This window comes from Paenibacillus sp. V4I5 (genome assembly GCF_030817255.1).
In the GTDB taxonomy this organism is placed as follows: domain Bacteria; phylum Bacillota; class Bacilli; order Paenibacillales; family NBRC-103111; genus Paenibacillus_E.
In genome coordinates, this window is record NZ_JAUSZB010000002.1 from 7,213,614 (window position 1) to 7,237,713 (window position 24,100).

27 protein-coding genes and 1 pseudogene are annotated in these 24,100 nt (G+C 42.2%); 21 read left to right on the forward strand and 7 right to left on the reverse strand.

The genetic code is table 11. The features are described from left to right. Window positions 1–28: 28 nt before the first annotated feature. A complete protein-coding gene (locus QFZ78_RS34525; RefSeq protein WP_307554072.1) occupies window positions 29–721 on the reverse strand; it encodes a YceI family protein in 693 nt (230 codons plus the stop codon). A gap of 416 nt (window positions 722–1,137) precedes the next feature. On the opposite strand from QFZ78_RS34525, the gene QFZ78_RS34530 reads away from it, so the two are divergent. Further along, a complete protein-coding gene (locus tag QFZ78_RS34530; protein ID WP_307554073.1) occupies window positions 1,138–1,752 on the forward strand; it encodes a PH domain-containing protein in 615 nt (204 codons plus the stop codon). Between the two features lie 122 nt (window positions 1,753–1,874). Here the strand turns inward: QFZ78_RS34530 and QFZ78_RS34535 are convergent, their stop codons facing one another. Next, complete coding sequence (locus QFZ78_RS34535; protein WP_307554075.1) at window positions 1,875–2,744, reverse strand: LysR family transcriptional regulator; 870 nt, start codon at window positions 2,742–2,744, stop codon at window positions 1,875–1,877. A 183-nt stretch (window positions 2,745–2,927) separates the two neighbouring features. On the opposite strand from QFZ78_RS34535, the gene QFZ78_RS34540 reads away from it, so the two are divergent. From QFZ78_RS34540 to QFZ78_RS34560, 5 genes are all read left to right on the forward strand, one after another. After that, a complete protein-coding gene (locus QFZ78_RS34540; protein WP_307554077.1) occupies window positions 2,928–4,298 on the forward strand; it encodes an MFS transporter in 1,371 nt (456 codons plus the stop codon). 103 nt (window positions 4,299–4,401) lie between these two features. Beyond that, the gene (locus tag QFZ78_RS34545) at window positions 4,402–5,319 is read left to right on the forward strand and encodes an NADP-dependent oxidoreductase (RefSeq protein WP_307554079.1); all 918 of its coding nucleotides are present in this window, start codon (window positions 4,402–4,404) and stop codon (window positions 5,317–5,319) included. Between the two features lie 288 nt (window positions 5,320–5,607). Further along, on the forward strand, window positions 5,608–6,117 hold the full coding sequence (locus tag QFZ78_RS34550; RefSeq protein WP_307554081.1) for a GyrI-like domain-containing protein: 510 nt from the start codon (window positions 5,608–5,610) through the stop codon (window positions 6,115–6,117). Window positions 6,118–6,352: 235 nt separating this feature from the next. After that, a complete protein-coding gene (locus tag QFZ78_RS34555) occupies window positions 6,353–7,267 on the forward strand; it encodes an aminoglycoside phosphotransferase family protein (RefSeq protein WP_307554083.1) in 915 nt (304 codons plus the stop codon). Window positions 7,268–7,269: 2 nt separating this feature from the next. Then, on the forward strand, window positions 7,270–7,647 hold the full coding sequence (locus tag QFZ78_RS34560) for a GNAT family N-acetyltransferase (protein ID WP_307554085.1): 378 nt from the start codon (window positions 7,270–7,272) through the stop codon (window positions 7,645–7,647). On the opposite strand, the gene QFZ78_RS34565 is transcribed toward QFZ78_RS34560, so the two are convergent. Continuing rightward, window positions 7,618–8,037, reverse strand: coding sequence for a DUF1801 domain-containing protein (locus tag QFZ78_RS34565; protein ID WP_307554087.1), 420 nt, complete (start codon window positions 8,035–8,037; stop codon window positions 7,618–7,620). The genes QFZ78_RS34560 and QFZ78_RS34565 overlap by 30 nt on opposite strands. A gap of 326 nt (window positions 8,038–8,363) precedes the next feature. On the opposite strand from QFZ78_RS34565, the gene QFZ78_RS34570 reads away from it, so the two are divergent. After that, window positions 8,364–8,528 carry a hypothetical protein gene (locus QFZ78_RS34570; protein WP_307554088.1) on the forward strand — a complete coding sequence of 55 codons (165 nt, stop codon included), beginning with the start codon at window positions 8,364–8,366 and terminating at the stop codon, window positions 8,526–8,528. A 73-nt stretch (window positions 8,529–8,601) separates the two neighbouring features. Here QFZ78_RS34570 and QFZ78_RS34575 read toward each other — a convergent pair whose 3' ends face one another. From QFZ78_RS34575 to QFZ78_RS34585, 3 genes are all read right to left on the reverse strand, one after another. Next, window positions 8,602–8,790, reverse strand: coding sequence for a hypothetical protein (locus QFZ78_RS34575; protein WP_307554090.1), 189 nt, complete (start codon window positions 8,788–8,790; stop codon window positions 8,602–8,604). An 87-nt stretch (window positions 8,791–8,877) separates the two neighbouring features. Beyond that, the gene (gene sigZ / locus QFZ78_RS34580) at window positions 8,878–9,447 is read right to left on the reverse strand and encodes an RNA polymerase sigma factor SigZ (RefSeq protein ID WP_307554092.1); all 570 of its coding nucleotides are present in this window, start codon (window positions 9,445–9,447) and stop codon (window positions 8,878–8,880) included. A gap of 86 nt (window positions 9,448–9,533) precedes the next feature. Further along, window positions 9,534–11,282 (reverse strand): methyl-accepting chemotaxis protein, encoded by a 1,749-nt coding sequence (locus QFZ78_RS34585; RefSeq protein WP_307554094.1) that lies wholly within the window; start codon window positions 11,280–11,282, stop codon window positions 9,534–9,536. 244 nt (window positions 11,283–11,526) lie between these two features. Between QFZ78_RS34585 and QFZ78_RS34590 the strand changes: the two genes are divergently transcribed. The 5 genes from QFZ78_RS34590 (at window position 11,527) to phoU (ending at window position 15,967) form a co-directional block, all read left to right on the forward strand. Continuing rightward, window positions 11,527–12,534 (forward strand): PstS family phosphate ABC transporter substrate-binding protein, encoded by a 1,008-nt coding sequence (locus tag QFZ78_RS34590; RefSeq protein WP_307554096.1) that lies wholly within the window; start codon window positions 11,527–11,529, stop codon window positions 12,532–12,534. A gap of 218 nt (window positions 12,535–12,752) precedes the next feature. Next, the gene (gene pstC / locus QFZ78_RS34595; RefSeq protein ID WP_307556044.1) at window positions 12,753–13,625 is read left to right on the forward strand and encodes a phosphate ABC transporter permease subunit PstC; all 873 of its coding nucleotides are present in this window, start codon (window positions 12,753–12,755) and stop codon (window positions 13,623–13,625) included. Continuing rightward, window positions 13,625–14,494 carry a phosphate ABC transporter permease PstA gene (gene pstA / locus QFZ78_RS34600; protein ID WP_307554098.1) on the forward strand — a complete coding sequence of 290 codons (870 nt, stop codon included), beginning with the start codon at window positions 13,625–13,627 and terminating at the stop codon, window positions 14,492–14,494. Before pstC ends, pstA begins: the two co-directional genes overlap by 1 nt. A 23-nt stretch (window positions 14,495–14,517) precedes the next feature. Further along, window positions 14,518–15,270, forward strand: coding sequence for a phosphate ABC transporter ATP-binding protein PstB (gene pstB / locus QFZ78_RS34605; RefSeq protein WP_307554100.1), 753 nt, complete (start codon window positions 14,518–14,520; stop codon window positions 15,268–15,270). 37 nt (window positions 15,271–15,307) lie between these two features. Beyond that, window positions 15,308–15,967 (forward strand): phosphate signaling complex protein PhoU, encoded by a 660-nt coding sequence (gene phoU / locus QFZ78_RS34610; protein ID WP_307554101.1) that lies wholly within the window; start codon window positions 15,308–15,310, stop codon window positions 15,965–15,967. A 142-nt stretch (window positions 15,968–16,109) separates the two neighbouring features. Here the strand turns inward: phoU and QFZ78_RS34615 are convergent, their stop codons facing one another. Continuing rightward, window positions 16,110–16,298, reverse strand: a complete 189-nt coding sequence (locus tag QFZ78_RS34615) for a hypothetical protein (protein WP_307554103.1) — start codon at window positions 16,296–16,298, stop codon at window positions 16,110–16,112. Between the two features lie 85 nt (window positions 16,299–16,383). Here QFZ78_RS34615 and QFZ78_RS34620 point away from each other — a divergent pair, with 85 nt between their 5' ends. The 9 genes and pseudogenes from QFZ78_RS34620 to QFZ78_RS34660 all read left to right on the forward strand — a co-directional run bounded on the left by QFZ78_RS34620 (window position 16,384) and on the right by QFZ78_RS34660 (window position 24,090). Further along, complete coding sequence (locus QFZ78_RS34620; protein ID WP_307554105.1) at window positions 16,384–16,491, forward strand: PCYCGC motif-containing (lipo)protein; 108 nt, start codon at window positions 16,384–16,386, stop codon at window positions 16,489–16,491. A gap of 74 nt (window positions 16,492–16,565) precedes the next feature. After that, complete coding sequence (locus QFZ78_RS34625) at window positions 16,566–16,895, forward strand: ArsR/SmtB family transcription factor (RefSeq protein ID WP_307554107.1); 330 nt, start codon at window positions 16,566–16,568, stop codon at window positions 16,893–16,895. Between the two features lie 15 nt (window positions 16,896–16,910). Continuing rightward, window positions 16,911–19,145 (forward strand): heavy metal translocating P-type ATPase, encoded by a 2,235-nt coding sequence (locus tag QFZ78_RS34630; protein WP_307554109.1) that lies wholly within the window; start codon window positions 16,911–16,913, stop codon window positions 19,143–19,145. Between the two features lie 27 nt (window positions 19,146–19,172). Then, a pseudogene (locus QFZ78_RS34635) lies at window positions 19,173–19,882 on the forward strand (NAD(P)/FAD-dependent oxidoreductase). Between the two features lie 267 nt (window positions 19,883–20,149). Beyond that, window positions 20,150–20,602 (forward strand): MarR family winged helix-turn-helix transcriptional regulator, encoded by a 453-nt coding sequence (locus QFZ78_RS34640; protein WP_307554111.1) that lies wholly within the window; start codon window positions 20,150–20,152, stop codon window positions 20,600–20,602. After that, complete coding sequence (locus tag QFZ78_RS34645) at window positions 20,592–20,906, forward strand: hypothetical protein (protein WP_307554113.1); 315 nt, start codon at window positions 20,592–20,594, stop codon at window positions 20,904–20,906. The genes QFZ78_RS34640 and QFZ78_RS34645 overlap by 11 nt, the downstream gene beginning before the upstream one ends. 104 nt (window positions 20,907–21,010) lie before the next feature. Beyond that, window positions 21,011–21,343 carry a metal-sensitive transcriptional regulator gene (locus tag QFZ78_RS34650; protein ID WP_307554114.1) on the forward strand — a complete coding sequence of 111 codons (333 nt, stop codon included), beginning with the start codon at window positions 21,011–21,013 and terminating at the stop codon, window positions 21,341–21,343. Between the two features lie 17 nt (window positions 21,344–21,360). Continuing rightward, window positions 21,361–21,564, forward strand: coding sequence for a copper chaperone CopZ (copZ, locus tag QFZ78_RS34655; protein WP_307554116.1), 204 nt, complete (start codon window positions 21,361–21,363; stop codon window positions 21,562–21,564). Between the two features lie 96 nt (window positions 21,565–21,660). Then, window positions 21,661–24,090: a heavy metal translocating P-type ATPase gene (locus QFZ78_RS34660; RefSeq protein WP_307554118.1), complete on the forward strand. Its 2,430-nt coding sequence runs from the start codon at window positions 21,661–21,663 to the stop codon at window positions 24,088–24,090. Window positions 24,091–24,100: the final 10 nt, after the last annotated feature.

Below are 24,100 nucleotides of genomic sequence, written 5' to 3' on the forward strand. Positions count from 1 at the left end.
CGGCTTTGTTCTTTTTTGTGTAAGAGTATTATGAAGTTGTCTTCTTGCCCATGACCAGACTCAGAGTGATTGTCACATTATTCTCTGTGTCCAGAACAACGGTATGAGGATTCTTCATCCCAAAATCATCAAAAGTCACGGCCGTACTGCCCCCTAGCTTAATAACACCCTGGTTATAAGCAGCATCGGTCTTAAATACTACGTCTTTCGTTGTATTTTTAATTGTGAGGGTTCCTAGCATGTCAAAGGAAACTTTCTCACCTTCTTTCCATTCTTTAGGAAAGTTATCGATTGATTTGAGCGTAAACTTGGCCTCAGGGAACGTTTGTGCATTTAAGTATTGCTGACCTTTAATGTGACCGTCCCTTTGGGAATTTCCAGATTGCAGCGTATCGATACCAACGACGGCTTCAGCTTTCATTTTGGCCAGATCAGTGGTGTTTAATGCCCAGTTCCCTATCACTGTGCTGCCTTCGAAGTTTACTTTTTCCTTGGATGTAGTTACTGAGAAGTAGACTTTAGAATCTGGCTGAATGCTCCAGTCTCCGTTCAATTTACCTGTATCAACAGCAGCAGCTGTACTGACCTGAGTAGAAGCACCATTCACAGGAATAGCTTCTTGAATGGTCACATGATTACCGGCATAGTAATCATAAGCATAATAAGCTCCACCTAATACAACAACAGCTCCAACAGCCAACGCGGTTAGTTTAAGTTTCATCTTTATTCCTCCTTGTAGATGTAATCTAAAAAACTATTTTATAAATGAACTGCCTCTGTAACCTAACCTCCATTTCATGAACACTACATGGCGTAGTTTTCGATTGCAAAAAATCAAATCTATTAACACTACATTGTATAGTGTTGTTAAATTTGATTTTTATACTAACAATAGTATCTGAATATTTACTGAAAACAACCTTAATATAACCTGAAAATTTCAATTTTTCGCAGGATTGAACTCTTGCTGTAACCTCAAAGACATTGACGGACTCATAATACTCTAATCACAGCAATCCAACTACTTATGTAAATTATACCATTAATGTATAATAGGGTTAAACTAAGGGATCGATTTTTTAAATCCCGAGTTGGAAACTGACTTATCTTTATTTTCAAAATGAGAGGATGATTCCATTGTTCAAGAAGTTTGCGGCAGATGCATTAGGTTTAAGTGATATAGGTAAGGTTATTAGTCCGAGTGATTTCGACAAGGTAGATTCAGATGATTATGTCATGCATGAGGATGGCGAGAAGATTTTCTTCATCATCAAGTCGAAGAAGGACGAATACTGCTTTACCAACCTTGCCCTAATCCACCTTGATGGAGATAGTGCTATTAGCAGCAAGCGTATGCTGAAACGTTACAGCTACCATACAAATGCAATTTCCAAGGTGTATTTGGAAACTGCAGGAACTATCGATCTTGACGTCGAGATCAAGTTCATTATCGGTGACGTCAACTTCTCGATTGATGTCGACAAGAAGCAAATCGAGCAGATCAAAGACTTGTATAAAGCCTTAATTAAGATTTCCGAGACGGTAGCACATAACGAGGACTTGTTTAGTTATGCGAAGCAAAGCGTAGTTATTGCTAAGGAAGCGACAGGTCGTATCACAACTCAAACTACTTCCCCGGTAGCCCAATTCGATGCAATCAACGAATCAACCTACAATTGGTTGAAGAATAAGCACTCTGAGTTAAAGATCAAGGATTTCGGTTACATCTTCGAGCGCTATATCAACAACTAAATGTGAGTAAAATTGTTATCCCTCTGCATAAAAAATAACTCTCCAGACGTGGAGAGTTATTTGCATTTTTGTCCGCAAATTTCTATCAATTGAATTTACCCCTTCACCCGTAAGGAAAATCCTTATGAAGCAGCAAAATACTGGATCACAAAATCCCTGAACTTGCGAGCGGCCATGGAGAGGTAACGTTTGTTATGCCATACAATTTGAAAATGACGTTGGCAAACAGGATATTCAATGGACAACAGATGAAGAGGGGAATTCGGCCCTCCGCAATTGCCGACCAACGCAACGCCTAGTCCGGCGCGGACAAGATTGGATATGGCGGCAGGTTCGTCTACCCGACAGACGTAATTTGGCGATATCCCTACTCTACGGAAGAAATCATCATTCATTTTTTGAAAAGGAAAACCTTCTTTGTAACCGATAAACGGTTCATCAGCCACCTCGTTCAAGCGAACGCTGTGAAGGCCCGCTAATCGATGCGACGGAGGAACTGCCAGATATACATCTTCGTTTAATACGGACGACACACTGAAATCCGGCCTTTCCATAGGCAAAGGTGTAAAGCAAATATCCACTTCTCCGACTTCAAGGAGATGAGCCATTTCTTCCAGCGAGGCCTGAGTGATCCGAAAATTAACATTCGGGTGAAGAGTAAGGAAAGAGCTCAAAGGTTCTGACAGACGATCTAGCGTCGATGTCGCCAAATGAATGCTCCCGTACTCCAATCCCGCAAGATCGGATACTTCTTTCTGTCCTTCTTCCAATAGGGTGAGCGCCGCTTCCACTTTATCCAAAAACGCTTTGCCAAACGTATTAAGCCGAATTTGCCTGCCATGACGGTCAAATAGCGGCACGCCTACATCCTTCTCTAGCCGGGCGATCGTCTTGCTGAGAGCGGGCTGCGCGATCCGCAGATCTTGTGCTGCCTTCGTCATATGCTCCATTCTGGCAACCGTACGAAAATACTGCAATTGCAGCAGTTCCATCTATAATCCCTCCTCTTATATACTCAAAGGAATGTATGATATAGAGTAAGATGTATTTTTATTTATCAATTATCCGCTGTAAAATCAAACTATGCAAGCGAAATAAAAAACTTCCCGGGAAGAAGGGCTTGCCATTCGAATTCGGTGTACGGAACTCCACCTTACGGAAAGCAGGATGAAGAAATGGAAACCGGAGTTCAACAGCAAGCAGGAGAAAAATTGATTCGAATTCTCGCATTCACGCTTGTCATCTCTGTGATGAGTGCGTCTATGTTCAATATCGTATTGCCCGAGATCCGCGCGGAATTTCAGCTTTCCTTTGCGCAAGTGAGTTGGGTTACGTCAGCCTTTTTACTAATATATGCCGTCGGAACCGTGATCTATGGGAAGCTGGCCGACATCTATAAGCTCAAAAATCTGTTGACGTTCGGTCTGATATTTTTTGTATTCGGCTCCCTGATCGGCCTCGTTGCCCAAGCTTACTGGATGGTTCTGCTTAGCCGGATTTTGCAGGCGGCAGGGGCTGCGGTAGTTCCAGCAACGGCCAGCATTATTCCGGTTCGTTATTTTCCTCCGGAGAGCCGGGGACGGGCACTGGGGATATCAATGACCGGTTTGGCAATCGGCGGTGCAATCGGCCCGCTCGTGGCCACTTTGGTGGTCAGTATAGTTCATTGGCGTTGGCTGTTCTGCATGCCGCTCTTTACTCTATTCACATTGCCCTACTACCGCAAATATTTGGATAATGAACATGAAGATGCAGGCAACATCGATTGGATAGGCGGCGGACTGCTCGCTGGAACGGCGGCGTTGCTGCTACTTGCGATCACGTACGAGGCGTGGATGCCGGCTGCAGGCTGTCTTATTTTGTTCGTCTTGTTTATAGCAAGAATCCGTTCTGTGGCGAAACCGTTCATCCGGCCAGAACTGTTCCGTAATAAAAGCTATTCCCTTGTGCTGGCGATTGCTTTTCTGACGACAGGGATCGGTTATTCACTAGCGTTTCTGAGCCCCCAGCTATTGTCCCAAGTCAACCATCTGGCACCGGGACTGATCGGCTTCGCGATAGCTCCGGCAGCCGTCACGACTGCAATTCTGGGTCGAAAAGCAGGCAAGCTGGCGGATGCAAAAGGTAATCCATTCCTTTATTACGTGGCATCTTTGCTGTTATTGACCTGTTTTGCTCTATTGTCTTCCTTTGCGGGAATCTCACCTGTTTATATCGCCGTCTTTCTGATCTTCGGCAATGTGGGGCAATCGTTCATGATGATTGCCTTGTCCAATACGATTTCCCGAACACTGCCGAAGGAACAGACGGGGGTCGGCATGGGACTGCTCGCGATGCTGAACTTTGTTGCTGGGGCCGTTTCCGCAAGTATTTACAGCACGACAATTGATCAAGGCGCAAGTTCCGTTTGGAATGCGGCAAATTCGTTTCCGGTCGCGTTCGTTTACAGCAATATTTATTTTGTTCTTGCCTTCTTGCATGCGATGATTTTACTGATCTATTATTTTCAATTCGGCAGAGCCGAACGCAAGAGGAAAGCGACATGACGATGATCTTATTCAAAAGCAAACAATCGTAAAGGATCCGTTCAGCGGGAAATTGTACGTTGCATTTTGACATTCTGATCGAACAAACAAGGAGGAATATCCTATGAGAGCAGCAGCATTTACTTCAATCGGAGGACCGGAAGTCATGAGAGTTATGGAGTTTCCGGATCCGCAGGCAGGTCCGGGTCAAGTTAGGGTCCGCGTGAAAACCGCTGGTGTACAGCATTACGACTGCGCCATACGCAGCGGCTGGACGCCATCATATGGGGTCGCGGTGAATCTTCCGCAAATTCCGGGTAATGAATTCGCAGGAATCGTGGATCAGGTTGGGGACGGTGTAACCGGCTTCTCCGTGGGCAACCCAGTGCTCGGCTTCACAACATTGAATGGCTACGCTGAATATGTTGTTGTCAGCGCCGATCAGATCGTGAGCAAGCCAGATACCATGTCCTGGGAAGAAGCAGGCGGGTTGACTGGCAACGGTCAGGGTGCTTACATCGCCTTGAAGGCGATTGGAGTGAAACCGGGCGATACAATCCTGATCAACGGCGCGGCCGGATCGCTAGGCGCTTTCGCCGTACAGCTGGCTAAGGAGTTGGGAGCCAAGGCCGTTATCGGCACAGCCAGCGAGAGCAACCACGAATTTCTCCGTTCGCTGGGCGCCATACCGGTTACGTATGAGGAAGGTCTGGCCGAGCGGGTACGGGCACTCGCACCGAATGGTGTTGACGCCGTGTTCGATACGGCCGGAGGTGAAGGGATTCGAGCGGCGGTGGAATTGGTGAGGGACAAGAACCGCATCTGTACGTTCTTCGCGTACGACCTCATTGAGGAGCTCGGACTTCGCGTCGTCCGCGGGGAACGTTCGGCAGCCCAGCTTGCAGAACTAGTGGATCTTCATTCAAAGGGCAGGCTTCACATCCAGATCAGGCAGATCTACATGTTGGACCAGGCGGAAGATGCACACCGGGCTATCGAAACCAGGCACGGTCGCGGGAAAATTGTGCTTAGGATTAATTAAGCTTTCAAATATGCGGGAAGAATCTGTCGCTCCCAATTTCCAAAAATGAATGGGATTGAAGTATTGGAAGAAAATGATTGTCATTCCGCTAAGAAAACGAAAATAGGAGCTGCTTTGTAGCAGCTCCTATTTTCGTTTTCTTCAAAGATGTATTCGTATTAAAAACATAAAAAAACGTTTACAAGGGAACGTATGTACTCTATAATTTGCGTATGGATAAAAATTCCATTATTAGAATAAGCAAGTGCGTAACATCCCCACATCCCAAAATAAGGAGAATAACCACTCATGATTATCGAAACTAAAATTATCGAAAAACCAGCCTTCATCGTTGTTGGAATGACCGAAAAGATTCATTTTGATATGTCTGTGCCACCGTCCGAGAACGCCATTGCCAAGCTGTGGGGGGAATTTAATAAGCGCAATCCAGAAGTTTCTAGTCAGCTCGGTTGGCGAAGCTACGGACTTATGCTGCAAAATCCGGACAATCCGCCCGGCGAACCATTCAATTATACGGCCTCTGTACAAATCTCTCAGGATGGTGACATTCCCGAGGGCATGACGCGCATCGAAGTACCAGCTGCGCGCTATATCGTGCTGACGCGTCGGGGTCCTCTTGACGGTATAGGCGATGCCTTTGGGCATTTTTGGGGACATTGGCTGCCGAACAGTCCTTACGAATACGACGGTGGTTCCCGCACGGGTAAATATGAATTCGAGTTTTATGATCAGCGTTATACCCAGCCGGATGATCCCAACTCCGAGATAGACTTGTATTTCCCTATTCGTACGAAATAAACCAAGGAAGCCAAGTGGTAGTCATCTAGGTTCCTATTACGCTAACGAAATTATTAATGGAGGAGTGTGCTTCGCGGCAGCTCCTTTTTGATTATTCAAGTAAGGGCAGGAAAGTTTAGCTATAGTTATCCTTTACTACGTATTGAAAAACCTTACTATGCTATTATGAAATGGAAATTTGCTTCATTCAGAGCAAGAAAGTGGATAAATCAAAATTGCGGAAGGATGTATTCAAATGAGCCAAGCGAATGAGATAGTGATCGACTTAGCTCTCGTGAAGCGGTTGATCGCTGCACAATTTCCGCAATGGGCAGACCATCGCATCCAGCCGGTCGAATCAGCCGGGACGGACAACACGATCTATCGGCTCGGCGAGGATATGACCGTACGATTACCCCGCGTCGAATGGGCAATTGCGCAGGTGGAGAAGGAGCACCGTTGGCTACCGAAACTTGCCCCGCTAACACCGCTTTCGATTCCTACCCCGCTCGCGATGGGGATGCCCGCTGAGGGCTACCCTTGTCGCTGGTCCGTGTATCGGTGGCTCGAAGGAGAGAACGCAACCATCGGGCGAATCGACAATCCGCACCAAGCAGCGACCGCATTGGGTCAATTCGTAGCCGCTTTGCAGCGGATCGATCCCGCTGGGGGGCCAGCCCCAGGACCGCACAACTCTGGCAGAGGCGTGCCATTGGCTATGCGAGATGCATCTGTTCGGAACGCAATCGCAACCTTGAACAACATGCTAGATACGGACGTGGCAACCGCTGCGTGGGAAGCAGCCCTCCAGGCACCAGTGTGGCAGGGTAAGGCAGTCTGGCTCCACGGAGACCTCCAACCGGGAAACCTACTGGTTGAACAGGGCCGGTTAACCGCCGTCATAGACTTCGGTACTCTGGGCGTAGGCGATCCTGCATGCGACTTAATGGTCGCGTGGACTCTCCTCTCCGCCGAAAACCGTGATTTATTCCGCGCAGCGCTAACGGTTGATGACGCGACCTGGGCTCGAGGTCGCGGCTGGGCACTGTCCTTCGGGCTGATCGCCTTCGCATACTACTTAGATACGAACCCCGTACTCGCTGCAATATCCCGACGCGCTATCGATGAAGTCCTTTTCGAACACACGACGGCATATGACGTTAAGGTTTGAACATGCAAACCATAATTTTAATAGTAAGAGGTACTCCTGGTACAGAAATTTTTGTGGCGGAAGAAGAAACGGGGGAGCTGCTCGGTTTTTTGGAAGTAAAGCCACATAAAGATAATTTAAGCGGTATAGAACAAGGTTATATAGTGGCGATTGCAGTTTCTCCACAAGGTGAAGGCAAAGGGGTCGGCAAGGCACTAATGACCAAAGCAGAAGAGTGGTCAAGCCAAAAAGGCTACCGACAGTTAATCCTGAATGTTTTTATCAAGAACGATCGTGCCGTGAATTTCTATAAACATCTAAATTATGAAATTGAAGTTGTGAAAATGGTAAAAGAGCTAAGTCTGAGGTTATTAATTCGGATAAAACTCTTTCAAAAATAGGATAGATTGGTTTATTAAGGCCCTTAATACCTCAACATCGATATCTGCTACTTTATTGATATATACACACGCTTTTCCTGCCGTATGTATGCCAAAGTCCTTTAATAACTCCTCTCGTTTGGTGTCACCCGTCGCAAAATATAAACTTATTTTGGCTTTTCTAGGTGAAAAACCAACTAGCGGTGCATCGCCCTCGTGACCGGATTCATATTTATAATGATAGGAGCCAAATCCAATAATACTAGGTCCCCACATCTTCGCTTCATAACCTGTCGTTTCAGTAAAAATATCTAATAATTTATATGCGTCTTCACGCTTCTTAACGCTTTCGACATTTTCAATAAACTCAAGGACACTGCTGTCCGTTTCTTTTGTTTTTAGTTCGTACATCGTAGAAACCACTCCTCGTCCATTATTATTCCCAAAACTTCAACCCATTTAAAAGTTTATCTATAAATGTTGGTATAAAATAGTTCCTATTAGACCCAGTTAACTTTTCAAAAAACGTTCTTGCTCGTAACGTTCATTTTACCAAACAAATGCCCCTTTATGCTACCGGAGAACAATAGACTATCATACACGCAGCCAAGTCGGATCGGAAAGTTTTAACGTCGCCGCCTATTGTGACTTGTAATGCCAAATCCATTATTTCCCGCATCTTTGCGAAATAGCTTTGCTGTATAATCGTTGTTAGATGAATCAGGGAGGCATACGCGATGAAATATCACGTAATCAGCAAGAGAACGGGCAACGTAACATCGCTGCTCCATTCAGAAGTTAATGATATGGATTACGACAGTGAAGGGCGAGTTATCGTATTCGGAACGGACCAAGAAACCTATTATTTACTTGCTTATTCGGCATTAATCATAGAGGAATAATGACGTAATAAAAATAACGCCAGTGCAGCGGGATATCCGTTACACTGGCGTTATTTTATTAATTTAGATTGTACTAGCAGCAGGAATTTAAAGCAGTCTTAGTTGTAACTGAATTCGAATTACAACCACAACCATCCTGCCCAGCAGCCTTCGCATTCGCATCTTCTGAACAACACGCATTTGTCTCAATCGGTGCAGGTCCCCCACAACAGCTTTCATTTCTTAAATTTCCTTGTTCGTCCTTATTATTTTGTTTGCTCATATTCTTTTCCTCCCTAATGATTAAAGTGTGTGTTACATATCTGTAGACGCACGATAATACGTAAGGACGCAATTCGTTTTTATCTTATTAACAACAATCCGATGCGCTGCATTTAGTTTTGTTATTATTTCGAGAAGTGTAATCAATGATATTACCTAACCGGTCAAATTCAAAATTACAACAATTAAGCAAGAGCTCTTTTAGCTTCTCCCTGCCGCGCTGTACTCTAGATTTTGCTCCAGAAAAAGAAATACCCAGTTGCTCACTTAGTTGTTTTTGAGTGTAGTCCCCTAATTCGGTTAGTTCAAGAGCGTGCTGATAATTATCGGAGAGCTGCCCGATCATGGGTCTGATACAAGAGGCTATTTCCTTAATAGCCTCATTGAGATCCTCAGTTTCCTCTAAAGGTAAATCTGTTGGTAATTCAGCCTTCAGTTGGAATTGTTCTCTTCTGTAATAATCAATAATGCTATTTCGAGTAATTTGATATATCCAAGATTGCAGCTTCTGATCGTCCTTTAGAGTATCTAGACTAGCGTGTATTTTGATAAAAACATTCTGTAGAATGTCATCAGCATCATGCTCACTTTTTACCCGTTTAATAATGAAATTCCGCAAAGGACTATAAAATGATCTCCATACTTCTTCGGTGTTCATACTCTTCCCCCAGCATTGTTTTTATTATAGAGACGTACGAATTTGCAAATGGATGCACTTTTTAGAGAAATTAGAAGGAACTTGTTCTATTGATCGTCTTCATTTGAGATTTTAAACTTGCTGATTTCTTCAGACAGTTGTAAGGCAAGCCCTAAGATATCGTCCGACTGCGTTGCGATATGTTGAATGGCTATATCTTGTTGAGTTGATGAGGAATTGACTTCTTCAACGCCTGCTGCAGTTTCTTGAGCAATGCCAGCTACTTGCTGAATCGATTCAACTAGTGTGGCGTTTTTCTCTTCCGCTTGCTCAATCAATACGTGTGCCTGATCAATTTGATTCGAAAGACCGTCCATGGATTCACGAATTTCATTGAAAGCCCCTAGGCTATCGTTCATCTTTTGGTTTTGCTCACCAAAAGAGAGTTTTGCCGCAGCTAATGACGATTCAAGCCCTGACATTTGCGAAAGCAGCGATTGAACGATTTGATCAATTCCCTTGGAAGAATTATTCGTTTGCACAGATAACACCCGAACTTCCTCAGCAATGACGGAAAAGCCGCGACCATGCTCACCCGCTCTTGCTGCTTCTATCGCAGCATTCAAGGCTAACACGTTAGTTTGGGTGGAAATCTCGGTGATGGTCCCTACAATTTTACGAATTTGCGCAGAGCTATTTGATAGATTTTCCATCGCCATGTAGACCTGGTGAAGGATTTCCTCGGAGTGAACCACCGCAGATTTCAAAGCTTCCAACGACTTCGAGCCGAGATGAGTATTATAAGCAGCTTCCCGACTAGTGTGGAGCATCATGTTTGTAGAATCGGATATTTGACGTATTTCTTTGGACAACTCAGTTAGAATAGCGCTGCTCTTGTCCGAATAGTCTGCCTGCTTCTCCGCTCCAGTAGAAATCTCTTGAATCGATCGAATGATGTCTTGATTGGCTGTAGCTGTCGCTCCTGAAAACTCTCGAAACGTTTGAGAGTGATGAGACATAGAGGAGGCAATCGTTTGTGTATGTTGCAGCATATTGCGTACTCCATCAATCATATGGTCAAAGTTTTGACTAAGAAGACCGAGTTCGTCTTTCGCCTTGCTGTTAATCTTATTGCGCAAATCCCCGCTTGCTATCTGTTTTACTGCGTTTTGCAAACGCTGAATTGGTTTCATGAAGGATCGAATAAGTACAAATGATATGAAAAGGGTAAAGAGTAAAACAAGGAACAAAGTAATAAGTGCCACTTTAACGGTGTTATCTAGAAGCTTGCCTGAGCTAATTACTGCATTTGCCGCATCATCTATATATGCTTGACTAAACTTGTCGACGAGTTCAAATATATATTCCTTATGTACTTGTGAAGAGGTATGTATAGCTTCTAATTGCTTAGCAATATCCTGAGCGGATAGACTTTTATTCTCAACAACGGAAAGCGCGGTATCAAATGTAACTGTATATTCCTTTGAAGTATTCGTTAGACGGGCGCTCCAATTTCGTTCGTCGGAATTGGAGGCGGTAGCTGAAATCTGAGCTACCAATGTATAAAACTCTTCTGATTTTTGTTTGAATGGACTAACCAGTTCCGTATTCTTTGAAATTATCATCGCGGATTTCAAAGCATCCAATTCATTTACCTTTATTTTGAGATTTAAAGAAAGCAATTGTTTATCTGACTGTATATTTTGAAAAGAAAACTGCCGCTTAATCTGATTCATTTGAGTTAAATTAAAAATAGATACAGCTGTGAAAATAATAAATAATAAAGAAAAGCTTACAATTAATTTGGCTTTCATAGTAAATGTTATCCTGTTCTTGAAATGAATTAATCTCTTCATAAGTTTCCTCCTATATATAGGTATGTCTATGTAATAGTTCAATTGTACTAGTAGAGGATTAATTCAATATCGTTAGTATGTTAATTTGATGTAAATTATTGTCGAATAAAGAGCGAATCTCGAACTCTATGAAAATAAACTCGAATTTCAGATATTTTACACTCCGTTTACAAATGTATTAAATAAAGAAAACAATTGCAGGGTATTATGAAGTAGTAGAGTTGAAAAAAGAAAATATTAGGGAGTGGTTGAATTGTTTAAGGTTTTTTCGCGTAAGAGTACAATCGCAATAACGTCCGTTGTTTTAGCTTTATCTTTATCTGCATGCGGTAAAGCAGCACCCGATCAAAATCAAGGTGCAGCACCAACTACAGGCACTACTGCAACAACTGCTCCGGCTCCTGCTGGTTTAAAAGGTGACATAAAGATTGATGGTTCTTCCACGGTATTCCCAATTTCCCAAGCGGTTGCCGAGGAATTTATGAAAAAAAATAAAGATGTTAAAATTACTGTCGCTGAGTCTGGGTCTGGGAACGGCGCGAAGAAATTAATCGCCGGTGAGATTGACATTGCTGACATGTCCCGTAAATTCAAAAAAGAAGAACTTGATGAATTAAAAACAAAGCTAAGTACAGAAGCTATCGAAATGCCAGTAGCTCTTGACGGTATTACTGTCGTTGTTAATAAAAAGAATACTTTTGCTAAAGAATTAACAGTTGATGAACTTAAAAAAATATGGTCCAAAGATAGCACAGTAAAAAAATGGAACCAAATTCGCCCTGAATTCCCAGACAAAGAAATCAAGTTGTATGGTCCAGGAACAGCATCAGGTACTTTCGAATTCTTTACGGAAGCAATTAACGGGAAAGCAAAAGAATCCCGCAGCGACTACACACCATCTGAAGATGATAATGTACTTGTAAAAGGTGTTTCTGGTGATGAATTTGCAATGGGTTACTTCGGTTATTCCTACTACAAAGAAAATGAAGCAAAATTAAATGCAGTTGCCATCAAAAAAGATGCGAATGCTCCTGCTGTCTTGCCTTCACATGAATCAATCGAAAAAATGACTTACGTTCCGCTTGCTCGTTACATTTATATTTATCCGACGAAAAAATCTATGGAACAACCGCATATTAAAGAATTATTGAAGTATTATAACAGCGCTGATGGTGCAAAACTGGTTGAAGCTGTTAAATACATCAAACTTCCACAAGATACCATGAATAAAAACTTGGATCTTCTGAAATAATCTAACCATCCACCCAATACATGTAAGAAAAGCCGTGGCATCCATTAGAGCGCAAGCCCTATGGAATGTCACGGTTTTCATGATATTAAATGCAATAAGTGGGGGAAATGCTAATGGGAATGGAACATGTGATGAAAACTAAAACGAAAACGAATATCAACTCAACATTGGATCATCAAGAACAAAATAAGATAACAAGTTTTAAAAAGAAAAAAAAGATGCTCTCATCTGACGTGCTGATACCGAAAATATTAGCATTTTTCGCAGGGATTTCTGTTTTAACAACGGTTGGCATTGTGTTTGTCTTGGTGTTTGAATCCATTGGATTTTTTAGAGAAATTCCAATATGGGACTTTATAAGTGGAACCAAATGGACCCCTTTGTTTAGTGACCCAGAATTTGGCGTGCTTCCGCTAATCACAGGCACTTTACTTGTAACTGTTATTGCAAGCATTGTAGCTATCCCGATCGGATTAGGAAGCGCTATTTATTTAAGTGAGTATGCTCAACCCAAGGTTAGAAATGTCGTTAAACCTATTCTTGAAATTCTTGCGGGAATTCCGACGATTGTTTATGGATTCTTCGCTTTAACATTTGTTACACCAGTACTTAAATTTATCATTCCGCAAACTGAAATCTTTAACGCATTAAGTGCAGGTATTGTTGTTGGTATTATGATCATACCTATCATATCTTCTATGAGTGAAGACGCTATGGTTGCCGTTCCTGCCTCATTACGCAATGGTGCCTATGCACTTGGTTCGACCAAGCTAGAAGTAGCGATCAAAATTGTTGCCCCAGCTGCATTATCTGGGATTATAGCATCTTTCGTTTTGGGATTGTCACGTGCTATAGGGGAAACTATGATTGTGACCTTGGCAGCTGGTAACTTGGCTCATTTGTCCTTTAATCCACTAGAAAGTATACAAACATTAACTGCATATATTGTGTCCGTAAGTTCGGGAGATACACGTTACGGTTCTATTGAATATCTGACGATATATGCCGTAGGTATAACACTTTTCGTTATGACCCTTGTTATGAATATTCTAGCTGGTTATATCTCTAGAAAGTTCAGGGAGGAATATTGATGGCAACAACGGAAGAACTGCAGCATATCACGAAACGGAAAAGAAAGAATAAAGTCTATCATTCCCTGTTTTACATCTCAACCTGTTTTGGAGTTATAGCTCTAGCTTTATTATTAATACAAGTCGTTGTTCAAGGTGGTAGCTGGCTAAGTTGGGGCTTTCTTACCAATTTCGCTTCTCGCATTCCTGAAAATTCGGGCATAAAAGCAGCCTTAGTAGGAACATTGTGGTTAATGCTCATTACGGCTCCGTTGACGTTTATCATCGGTGTATCCACGGCTATCTATTTGGAAGAATACGCAAAAGACACAAGGTTTAGCCGATTTATTCAAACGAATATTGCTAATCTTGCTGGTGTTCCATCCATTGTTTACGGTTTACTTGGACTAACTGTTTTTGTACGGTTGCTTGCCTTAGAGCGAAGCGTACTATCAGGTGCTCTAACGATGACATTGTTGGTTCTCCCGATTATTATTGTATCTTCCCAAGAAGCGATCAAAACAGTTCCGCAATCGTTAAGAAATGCTTCTTTCGCACTTGGCTCTAACCGGTGGCAAACCATCGTTCGTGTTGTCTTGCCGTCTGCCATTCCAGGTATTATGACCGGATCTATTCTGTCTTTGTCCAGAGCAATCGGTGAAACAGCACCGCTTATTGTTATTGGCGCTGTATCCTACGTGGCATTTTTACCTAAATCTCCTATGGATACCTTTACTGTAATGCCCATTCAAATTTACAACTGGGCAAGTCAACCGCAAGCTGAATTTGCATATCTTGCCGCCGCGGGTATTATTATTTTGCTAATCATGCTGCTAAGCATGAATGCTTTCGCCATTTATTTGCGAAATAAGTATCAACGAAAGTTTTAGAATAGGATCAGGGGGATTACCATATGTCTATTGTTAACATCGATAAACTGAATTTATATTATTCCGAGTTTCATGCTTTAAAAAATGTCGGTATGCAAATTAACAAAAATTCGGTTACAGCTTTTATTGGTCCCTCGGGCTGTGGGAAGTCCACTTTATTGCGTACTTTAAACCGGATGAATGATATGATCAAAGGCATCAGGATTGAAGGCGATGTCCAAATTGCGGGCGAACATATTTACCATCCAGACGTCAATGTAGAGCTTCTTCGCAAAAATATTGGCATGGTATTCCAGCAGCCAAACCCTTTTCCCAAATCCATCTATGATAACATTGCTTATGGCCCGCGTATTCACGGAATAACGGATAAAGCGCAATTAGATCATATTGTGGAAAGCAGCTTAAAAGCCTCTGCCCTTTGGACAGAAGTGAGTGATAACCTGAAAAAATCAGCATATGGCCTGTCGGGAGGCCAACAGCAGCGCCTTTGTATTGCCCGAGCGCTAGCTGTAAATCCACAAATTCTTCTAATGGATGAACCAACCTCAGCTTTGGATCCAATCTCAACGTTAAAGATCGAGGAACTAATTAGAGAACTTAAAGATAAATATACGATTATTATCGTAACTCATAATATGCAGCAAGCTGCACGTATTTCGGACGATACCTCGTTCTTCTTAAATGGTGAGGTCATCGAAACCAATGTAACAGATAAAATTTTCACTACGCCATCCGATCAAAGAACGGAAGATTATATTACAGGTCGTTTCGGATAATTAAGTTAGCGAGAATCAGGAAAAGGGGAGCTTCATTTTGGATAATCGAATTAGTTATCATCAATCGTTAGTATCTTTACAGAAAGACCTGCTTAACATGGGGAGCCAAGTAGAGTATTTAATCCATCAGGCTGTTGAAGCACTCGCAAAGATGGATGACGAACTAGCGAAAAAAACAATTGAGCAGGATGATCTCGTTGACGAGATGTTGATACGTATCGAAGAGAGTTCTCTCCGATTGATTGCCCTTCAACAACCTATGGCAGGTGATCTCAGAATCATTAGCACGGCGCTCAAAATCGCTACGGACCTGGAGCGCATCGCCGATCATGCGGTTGACATCGCCAAGATATGTATCCGCATGAACGGTGAAGAATTATTAAAGCCACTCGTAGATATTCCTAGGATGGCAGAACTTACAAAAATTATGCTCCAAGAAAGCCTTCTATCCTATACAGAACGTAACATCCATCGCGCGGCGGCTTTGGCTGAGAAGGATGATGAAGTAGATAAGCTATATAGTAGTATTGTAGATGAGCTAACCCGGTTATTGGATGGTGATTTCATGAAAAACCGCCAAATAACCCAACTAATGAATGCAGCGCTATTCTTGGAACGCGTCGGCGATCATTGCACGAATATCGGCGAGGGCGTCATTTATATGGTTACAGGGAAACGCAACGATTTGAATGTATAGTTCATGATAGCCGGATAGTGTAACTGTCCTAATAAATTGAAAAGGAAGCACCTGATTCTCAATGACAGACCTGATAAAGGATCTGTTTGAAATCGGCTGCTTCCTTTTTGTTTCTATAAGAAAAGCTCGAAGGTCTAATAGATTATTTACTTGTACCGTAGGGGTTGGCTATGATCGTACCATTTAACCACTCAAATTCATATTCAAATTGTTCCGTTGAACCGTATAGTTCTGGTGAGTAAGGACCAACAACATGACTCTCTGTTGCAGCGACATCAATAGCAGATAGGAATAAAAAACAGACAAATGAAAGCACTACTTTGGATGTCATAGTTCAATGCCTCCGCCACTATAAGATATTTCAATTGTACGGTGCATATGTAATTGGAGTATTATCACTAAGTAAATAATTTGTTTTGAAATCAGTTATATGGGATGACCATGGTACCCGCTGCGGAGTTTGCTTACAAATTGCTGTGCAGTCCATAAAACCAAAGCTCCATCACAAATGTTGGGGTTTTTAATTTGACACATATATTAGAGTGCACTAATATGATAATCATATTAGTGAATATTAATTCGTGCGGAGGTAGTCTCAATGAATCAAATTCCATTAGAGCAATTAGATGTTAAAGCCAAGTTCATTCGCGGCTTTAGCGATAAGACACGTCTTCAAATACTGGCATGTATTAAAGATAAAGAAAAACCTGTATCTCAAATCGTTGATGAAATTCAAGGGAATCAATCGAACATTTCCCAACACCTCGCGTGTTTGAAGGGCTGCGGGATTATTGTTGGAAGGCAAGAAGGGAAATATGTGTATTACAGTTTAAGCAATGAGAAGATTAAGGAAATGTTACATATGTTCGATACGGTACTATCCCTAGTCCATGATGGTGTTACCAAATGTGATACAGACCTTTACTAAAACGGGGGGATTGAGATGTCGGACAAAGAACCGAAATTCAAAAAAAACCTAATCTTGCTGGATGTAAGTGCCAGTTCAAATACAAATGCCGGTTGTGAGGATGATTGTTGTAAAGTATCTGAAACTCCACAAGTACAAAATACTGCAGGCCAATCTGGTCAAAAATCAGATTTTCTGATCGGCGGGATGGATTGCACTTCCTGTGCAGTAACCTTAGAAAATCATATGAAAACCCTTCTCTCGGTCAAGAGGGTAAGTGTCAATTTCTCAACTGGAAAAATGACTGCTGAACACGACAGTTCAGTCGAAGAAATCATCAAAGAAGTATCCAAATCCGGCTATAAAGCTACGCTAGTTTCGAACAAGAGGAAAAGTGCTGAGGTCAAAACAGACAATTCAGGTACAAACCTTATAAGTTTATCAGGAGTTCTACTTATTTTTGGTTTTCTTGGCTCCTACGCGAATGTTTCACCAAGCTTTACTACTCTGCTTTACGCAGTATCGATTATAATAGGTGGCTATAAACCGGCTAGAAGCGCCTATTATGCTGTGAAAAGCCTTTCATTGGATATGAATGTATTAATGACTGCAGCTGTGCTTGGTGCCTCGGCAATTGGTGAGTGGTTAGAAGGCGCTTTGGTAGTTTGGTTGTTTGCACTAGGAAATGTTCTTCAATCGAAGTCCATTGAAAAGACTCGAAATTCGATTCGAAGCTTAATTGACCTAGCACCTCCCGAAGCATTCGTGAAAAATGGTCAGGAACTTGTCAGAAAGTCCGTAGAGGAGATTTCTGTTGGTGATGTCATTGTTGTTAAACCAGGCGATAAAATCCCGTTGGACGGACTAATAATTAGCGGAGAATCGAGTGTAAATCAAGCGCCAATTACAGGAGAATCCATTCCTGTTGATAAGCATGTTGGTGATGGTGTATACGCAGGTACAATTAACGAACACGGATCATTAGAGATTAAAGTAACCAAGTTGGTTGAAGATACGACCATCTCCAAAATCATTCACTTGGTCGAAGAGGCGCAAGAACAAAAGGCTCCTACGGAAGCTTTTGTAGATAAATTTGCTCGTATTTACACGCCAATTGTATTTATTCTTGCACTCGTCGTGATGGTTTTCCCCCCGCTTGTTGGTGTTGGAACATGGGGAGAGTGGTTCTATAAAGGATTAGAATTATTGGTTGTTGCATGTCCTTGTGCATTGGTTATTTCAACGCCAGTGGCAATTGTTTCAGCTATAGGAAATGCAGCCAAGAACGGGGTTCTTATCAAAGGTGGAGCCTTCTTAGAAATAGCAGGAAGGATTTCAGCGATTGCTTTTGATAAAACGGGTACTTTAACGGAGGGAAAACCAAAGGTATCTCAAGTTGTATTAGCTGGATCGAGTGAAATTGAGTTGCTCCGTATTGCCCGAACATTAGAGGAATACTCTACACATCCCATTGCAAAAGCAGTAGCCCAGTACGCCAAAGATAAAGGCGTCTCTACCCTTCTAGGCGATAAGTTCAGAAACATCGTAGGTAAAGGTGTTGGCGCGATTATCGGAGATAAGGAATACTTTGCAGGAAACCTTAAATTGTTCCAGGAACTAAGCGCTTCTCTAGGAGAACTAGAATCACGAATCTTATCCCTTCAACAAGAAGGAAATTCAATCGTTATTATTGGAACAAAAGAGAAGATATTCGGTTTAATTGCCGTTGCAGATGCTATTCGTCCTACTTCCGTAAAAGCTCTTAAAGGACTTCAAGCCGCCCACATCAACCAAGTTGTGATGTTAACAGGCGACAATGAAGGTACCGCTAAAAAAATTGCTTCTGCAACCGGGGTAAACCGATATTTTGCAGAGCTATTACCCGAAGATAAAGTAAAAGCCATTAAACAACTTCAAGAAGAAGGCAACATTGTAGCGATGGTTGGAGATGGCATAAATGATGCTCCTGCGCTTGCAACTGCCAATATAGGTATTGTAATGGGTGGAGCAGGAACTGACACAGCTATGGAAACCGCAGACATCGTGTTGATGGCTGACAATCTAGGAAAACTACCCCATACTGTTAAATTGAGCCGTAAAACAATACGAATAATCAAACAAAATATTGGGTTCTCGCTCATCGTTAAATCTATTGCTTTGATCTTGATTTTCCCTGATTTACTTACCCTATGGATTGCTGTGATTAGTGATACAGGCGCAGCTTTAATTGTAATTATGAATAGTATGCGATTAGTGAAAGTTAAGGGGTGAAACGAATTATGAATGAAGAGGTGATGAATGAAAACTGAGATTGACGTCATAATTATTGGTGTTAGTCAAGCAGGATTAGCCGCGGCGCATTTCCTAAAAGAAAAGAACATATCTTTTCTCATCATCGGTAAAGAACAAAACATTGGCGATGTCTGGAGAAATCGCTATGATTCCTTAGTCTTGTTCACGCCTAGATGTTACAGTTCCTTGCCAGGTCTTCCGCTTGAAGGTGATCCTAACGGATTCGCTACCAAGAACGAGATGTTTATTTATCGATCGGGCATAAACTGAAGTTCTTTCCGCTCGATATTATGGGAAAAAGTATCTTTTGGTGGTTTGATAAGCTGGGTGTATTGAGCGCTAATATTCATAGTAAACTAGGTCAATTAATTAGTAACAGGGTGATCCGATATTTGGTCTTGAACTTAAAACCTTAATCAGAGAAGGAAAAGTAACAATCAAATCCAGAACCAATGGAACTCATCATAAATTAATATCATTTGACGACGGAAGTAAAGTGGAAGTTGAAAATGTGATATGGGCAACGGGTTTCCATTCGGATTATAGTTGGATCCAGATCCCTGGCATTTTAAAACGGAAAAGGGAAGCCGATTCACAGCAGGGGGGTTTCAAAGGTTAAAGGATTATACTTTTTGGGATTACCGTGGCAATACAGAAGAGGATCTGCACTGATCGGTGGCGTTGGAGTTGATGCAAAGCATATAGCCGAGAATTAAGAATCAATTTTTTGATCGCTGGTGAAGGTCTTCAATAAATAAGATAAATCGAGCTTAATGAGCTCGATTTTCTTGTTTGATCACTGATATCATTAATATAATGTTTGATACGCCAACATGGTGCTGCATTGTTCAAATTCCAGTGAAACAAGTTCTTTAGGAGGTTTATGATGTTAAAGATTTTAAGTTTGATTTTGTGTATTTCCAATATCGAGTTTTATGTGTATAATACATTATATGTATTATACACATAAGGAGTTGGTTATTTTGGAAATAAACGATATTTTGGAACTTCGATTGAATGTACAAAAATTTATCAGGCTTTTTGGTTTATTAGAGCAAACCGTAACCCCATGTGGTTTTCAACTTTCAGTATCACAGGTATATGCTTTACAAGAAGTTGAGAACTCCACTCTAATACTTGGTGAATTAGCAGATAGGCTGCATCTAGAACGAAGTTCAGTAAGCCGACTTGTTGATGGGCTAGTAAAAGGAGGCTTCGTACGCCGGGAAATCAACGAACAAAACCGAAGAGAAATGTTAATTTCTCTTACAGAAAAAGGTGAACGGACAATTGAGCAGGTTCGTCAGCAGTCCATTCGATTTTATCAAAATGTTTTGCAACATATGACCAAAGATGATCAGCAACTGTTTCGCGAGGGACTTCATAAATTTACTGCTGCTTTATTAAAAAACAAGGGGAAACAGGATGAAATATAAAAAAAGTCAAACAGCTACAAGTATATTATCGTTTATTTTTTCCTTTCTGGCTTCATCCCATCATTGGCTTCATATGGGGATTTTACTTCTTTTGGGCGGCTCAACGAATATGATGGCGACAATGTCAGCAGCACTTTGGATTAGACGTATCATGATCATTGCAACCATTATAACGATGCTTGTATCGATGTATCGTTTATTTAAACATAAGTCTAAGGTGCCCTGGGTGATTATTATGACTTTTCTCTCTGCCACGATTTCATTAGGTTTTATCATGTATACTCTTGTGAAGTTTGGTTGGTAAACTCTATAAGTGGACCCAGTCAATTTTTATGGAAAAAAATCTTAAAAAGGGCTTGATATAGGGTAAGGGGGTATGGTATATTCTAAATGTGAGGAGGAAATGCTATGGAACAACATGATAAACAAGAATTAAATGAGGACGGTTGTCATTCGGGCAGTGATCGAAAAAGTCATCATTCTGATAAAACAAAAAACAATTTGATCTCTAGGCTCAATCGCATCGAAGGACAAATTCGAGGTGTTAAAGGTCTTATTGAGAAGGATACGTATTGTGATGATGTGTTAAATCAAATCGCCGCGGTTCAATCAGCTTTAAACGGTGTTGGGAAACTGCTTCTCGAGCATCATCTAAACAGCTGTGTGATCGAACGCATTCAAGAAGGCGATAATGAGGTTATTAAAGAGCTAATGGTTACCATGAATAAATTAATGAAATAATAAGGGAGAGATAAGACATGCAAACAGTTACACTTAAAGTTGAAGGTATGTCCTGCGGTCATTGCGTGAATTCCGTTGAAGGCGCAGTTAAGAAACTTGGTGCTTCCGGCAAAGTTGATTTGAATGGTGGATCCGTTACTGTAGATTTCGATGAGTCTAAAGTTACTTTGGACGCTATTAAAGAAGCAATCGAAGATCAAGGCTATGACGTTGCAAAATAAAGGATGATGAGCCGCTGCATGCGGCTCAATAGTAACACCTATTTTTTTTGAAAAAATTATACCCCATGGGGGTATGTGACTACAGGAGGGACTGAAATGGCGAAACCATTAGAGCAGCAACAAGCGAGTTTGCAAATTACGGGCATGACATGTGCGGCCTGCGCGAACCGGATAGAAAAAGGATTGAAGAAATTAGACGGTGTATCAGATGCCAATGTTAATTTTGCCCTCGAGAAGGCATCAGTGACTTATAATCCGAGTCAAATCAGCGTATCTGCCATGGAAGAAAAAATACTGGATCTGGGTTACAGCACCGTAAAGGATGCCGTGGATTTTAATATCGTAGGTATGACATGCGCAGCGTGCGCCACACGTATTGAAAAAGGCTTAAATAAAATGCCAGGAGTTAGCAAAGCTACTGTTAACCTTGCATTAGAAACTGCCCATGTTGAGTATAGTGCTGCGGAAGTTTCGGTAAGCGATATAGTTAACAAGGTCGATCAACTCGGATACAAAGCCGTACGTAAAGAGGAAGTGGCAGCTGAAGGCGATTATAAGCAAAAAGAGATACGCCACAAGAAATTACAGTTAGCGGTATCGGCAATCCTTTCGTTACCACTTCTGTGGGCAATGGTGAGTCACTTTACGTTTACATCGTGGATCTACTTGCCCGAGTTCTTGATGAATCCTTGGGTGCAGCTCGTGCTTGCCACACCTGTACAGTTTCTTATCGGTTGGCAATTTTATGTAGGGGCATACAAAGCCCTTCGTAATAAAAGCGCCAATATGGATGTGCTTGTTTCTCTGGGAACATCAGCCGCGTACTTCTATAGTTTATACCTAACGCTGCAGTGGGTAACTTCAGTTGATGCCCATCGCCATGCGCCTGATATGTATTATGAAACAAGCGCGATACTTATTACTTTGATTATTTTAGGTAAATTATTTGAAGTGTTGGCAAAAGGGAGAACTTCTGAAGCCATCAAGAAATTGATGGGGCTTCAAGCGAAAACAGCGTTAGTCATTCGAAATGGTGAAGAAATGGCTATACCAGTTGAAGAAGTTATCATTGGGGATATTGTTCTTGTAAAACCGGGTGAGAAAATTCCAGTCGATGGTGAAGTTGTAGACGGTTTGTCCGCTGTTGATGAATCCATGCTTACGGGGGAAAGTATCCCTGTTGAGAAAAAAGCCGGTGACGCCGTTATTGGCGCTACAGTTAATAAAAACGGCAGCTTAAGAATAAAAGCAATCCGTGTTGGGAAAGAGACAGCTCTTGCTCAAATTATCAAAGTTGTAGAAGAAGCCCAAGGATCAAAAGCGCCTATTCAGCGTATCGCTGACGTGATCTCGGGTATCTTTGTCCCGATTGTTGTAGGAATTGCTGTTGTAACATTTCTGATTTGGTATATCTGGGTTGCTCCTGGTGAGTTTGCAACTGCGCTGGAAAAGGCGATTGCAGTCCTTGTCATTGCTTGCCCTTGTGCTTTAGGACTTGCAACACCAACCTCTATTATGGCTGGATCCGGTCGCGCGGCGGAATTTGGGATCCTATTTAAGGGCGGGGAACATTTAGAATCGATGCAAAAAGTGCAAACCATTGTGCTTGATAAAACGGGTACGGTAACGAAAGGCAAACCGGAACTTACAGACGTTCAAATTGAAAACATAGATGAAAAAGATACAATTCTTAGACTAATCGGCTCTGCCGAAAAACAATCAGAGCATCCGCTTGCTGAGGCGATTGTTGCTGGGATTGTTGCTAAAGGTATCCTACTTACTGCTACTGAGCAGTTCGAAGCCATTCCCGGCTACGGAATTCGAGCCATCGTGGATGGCAAGGAAGTGCTGGTTGGAACCCGTAAGCTCTTGCAGCGTGAAGCCATCGACTTTGGAAAAGCAGATACGGCTATGGAAAAGCTTGAATCCGAAGGTAAAACCGCTATGCTCGTAGCCGTGGATAACAAGTACGCAGGTATGGTAGCCGTAGCGGATACAATCAAAGACACATCGAAAGAAGCAGTCTCTCGCTTAAAACAAATGGGCATCGAGGTCATCATGATGACAGGTGACAACAAACGGACGGCACTTGCAATAGCACAGCAAGTTGGCATCGATCATGTTCTTGCGGAAGTTCTTCCGGAAGGCAAAGCCGAAGAAGTGAAGAAACTTCAAGAACAAGGAAAGATAGTGGCCATGGTGGGTGATGGCATCAACGATGCTCCTGCTCTTGCGACTGCAGACGTCGGCATAGCTATCGGCACCGGCACTGATATTGCGATGGAAGCAGCGGACGTGACACTGATGCGCGGAGAACTTACAAGCATTACAGACGCCATTTATATGAGTCGTAAAACGATGACGAACATTAAACAGAACCTGTTTTGGGCACTCGGTTACAATACGCTCGGGATTCCGATTGCGGCTCTTGGACTTTTAGCACCATGGGTAGCCGGTGCTGCTATGGCACTAAGCTCGGTATCCGTTGTGCTAAACGCCTTACGCTTGCAACGAGTGAAGTTATAATCGGCATACA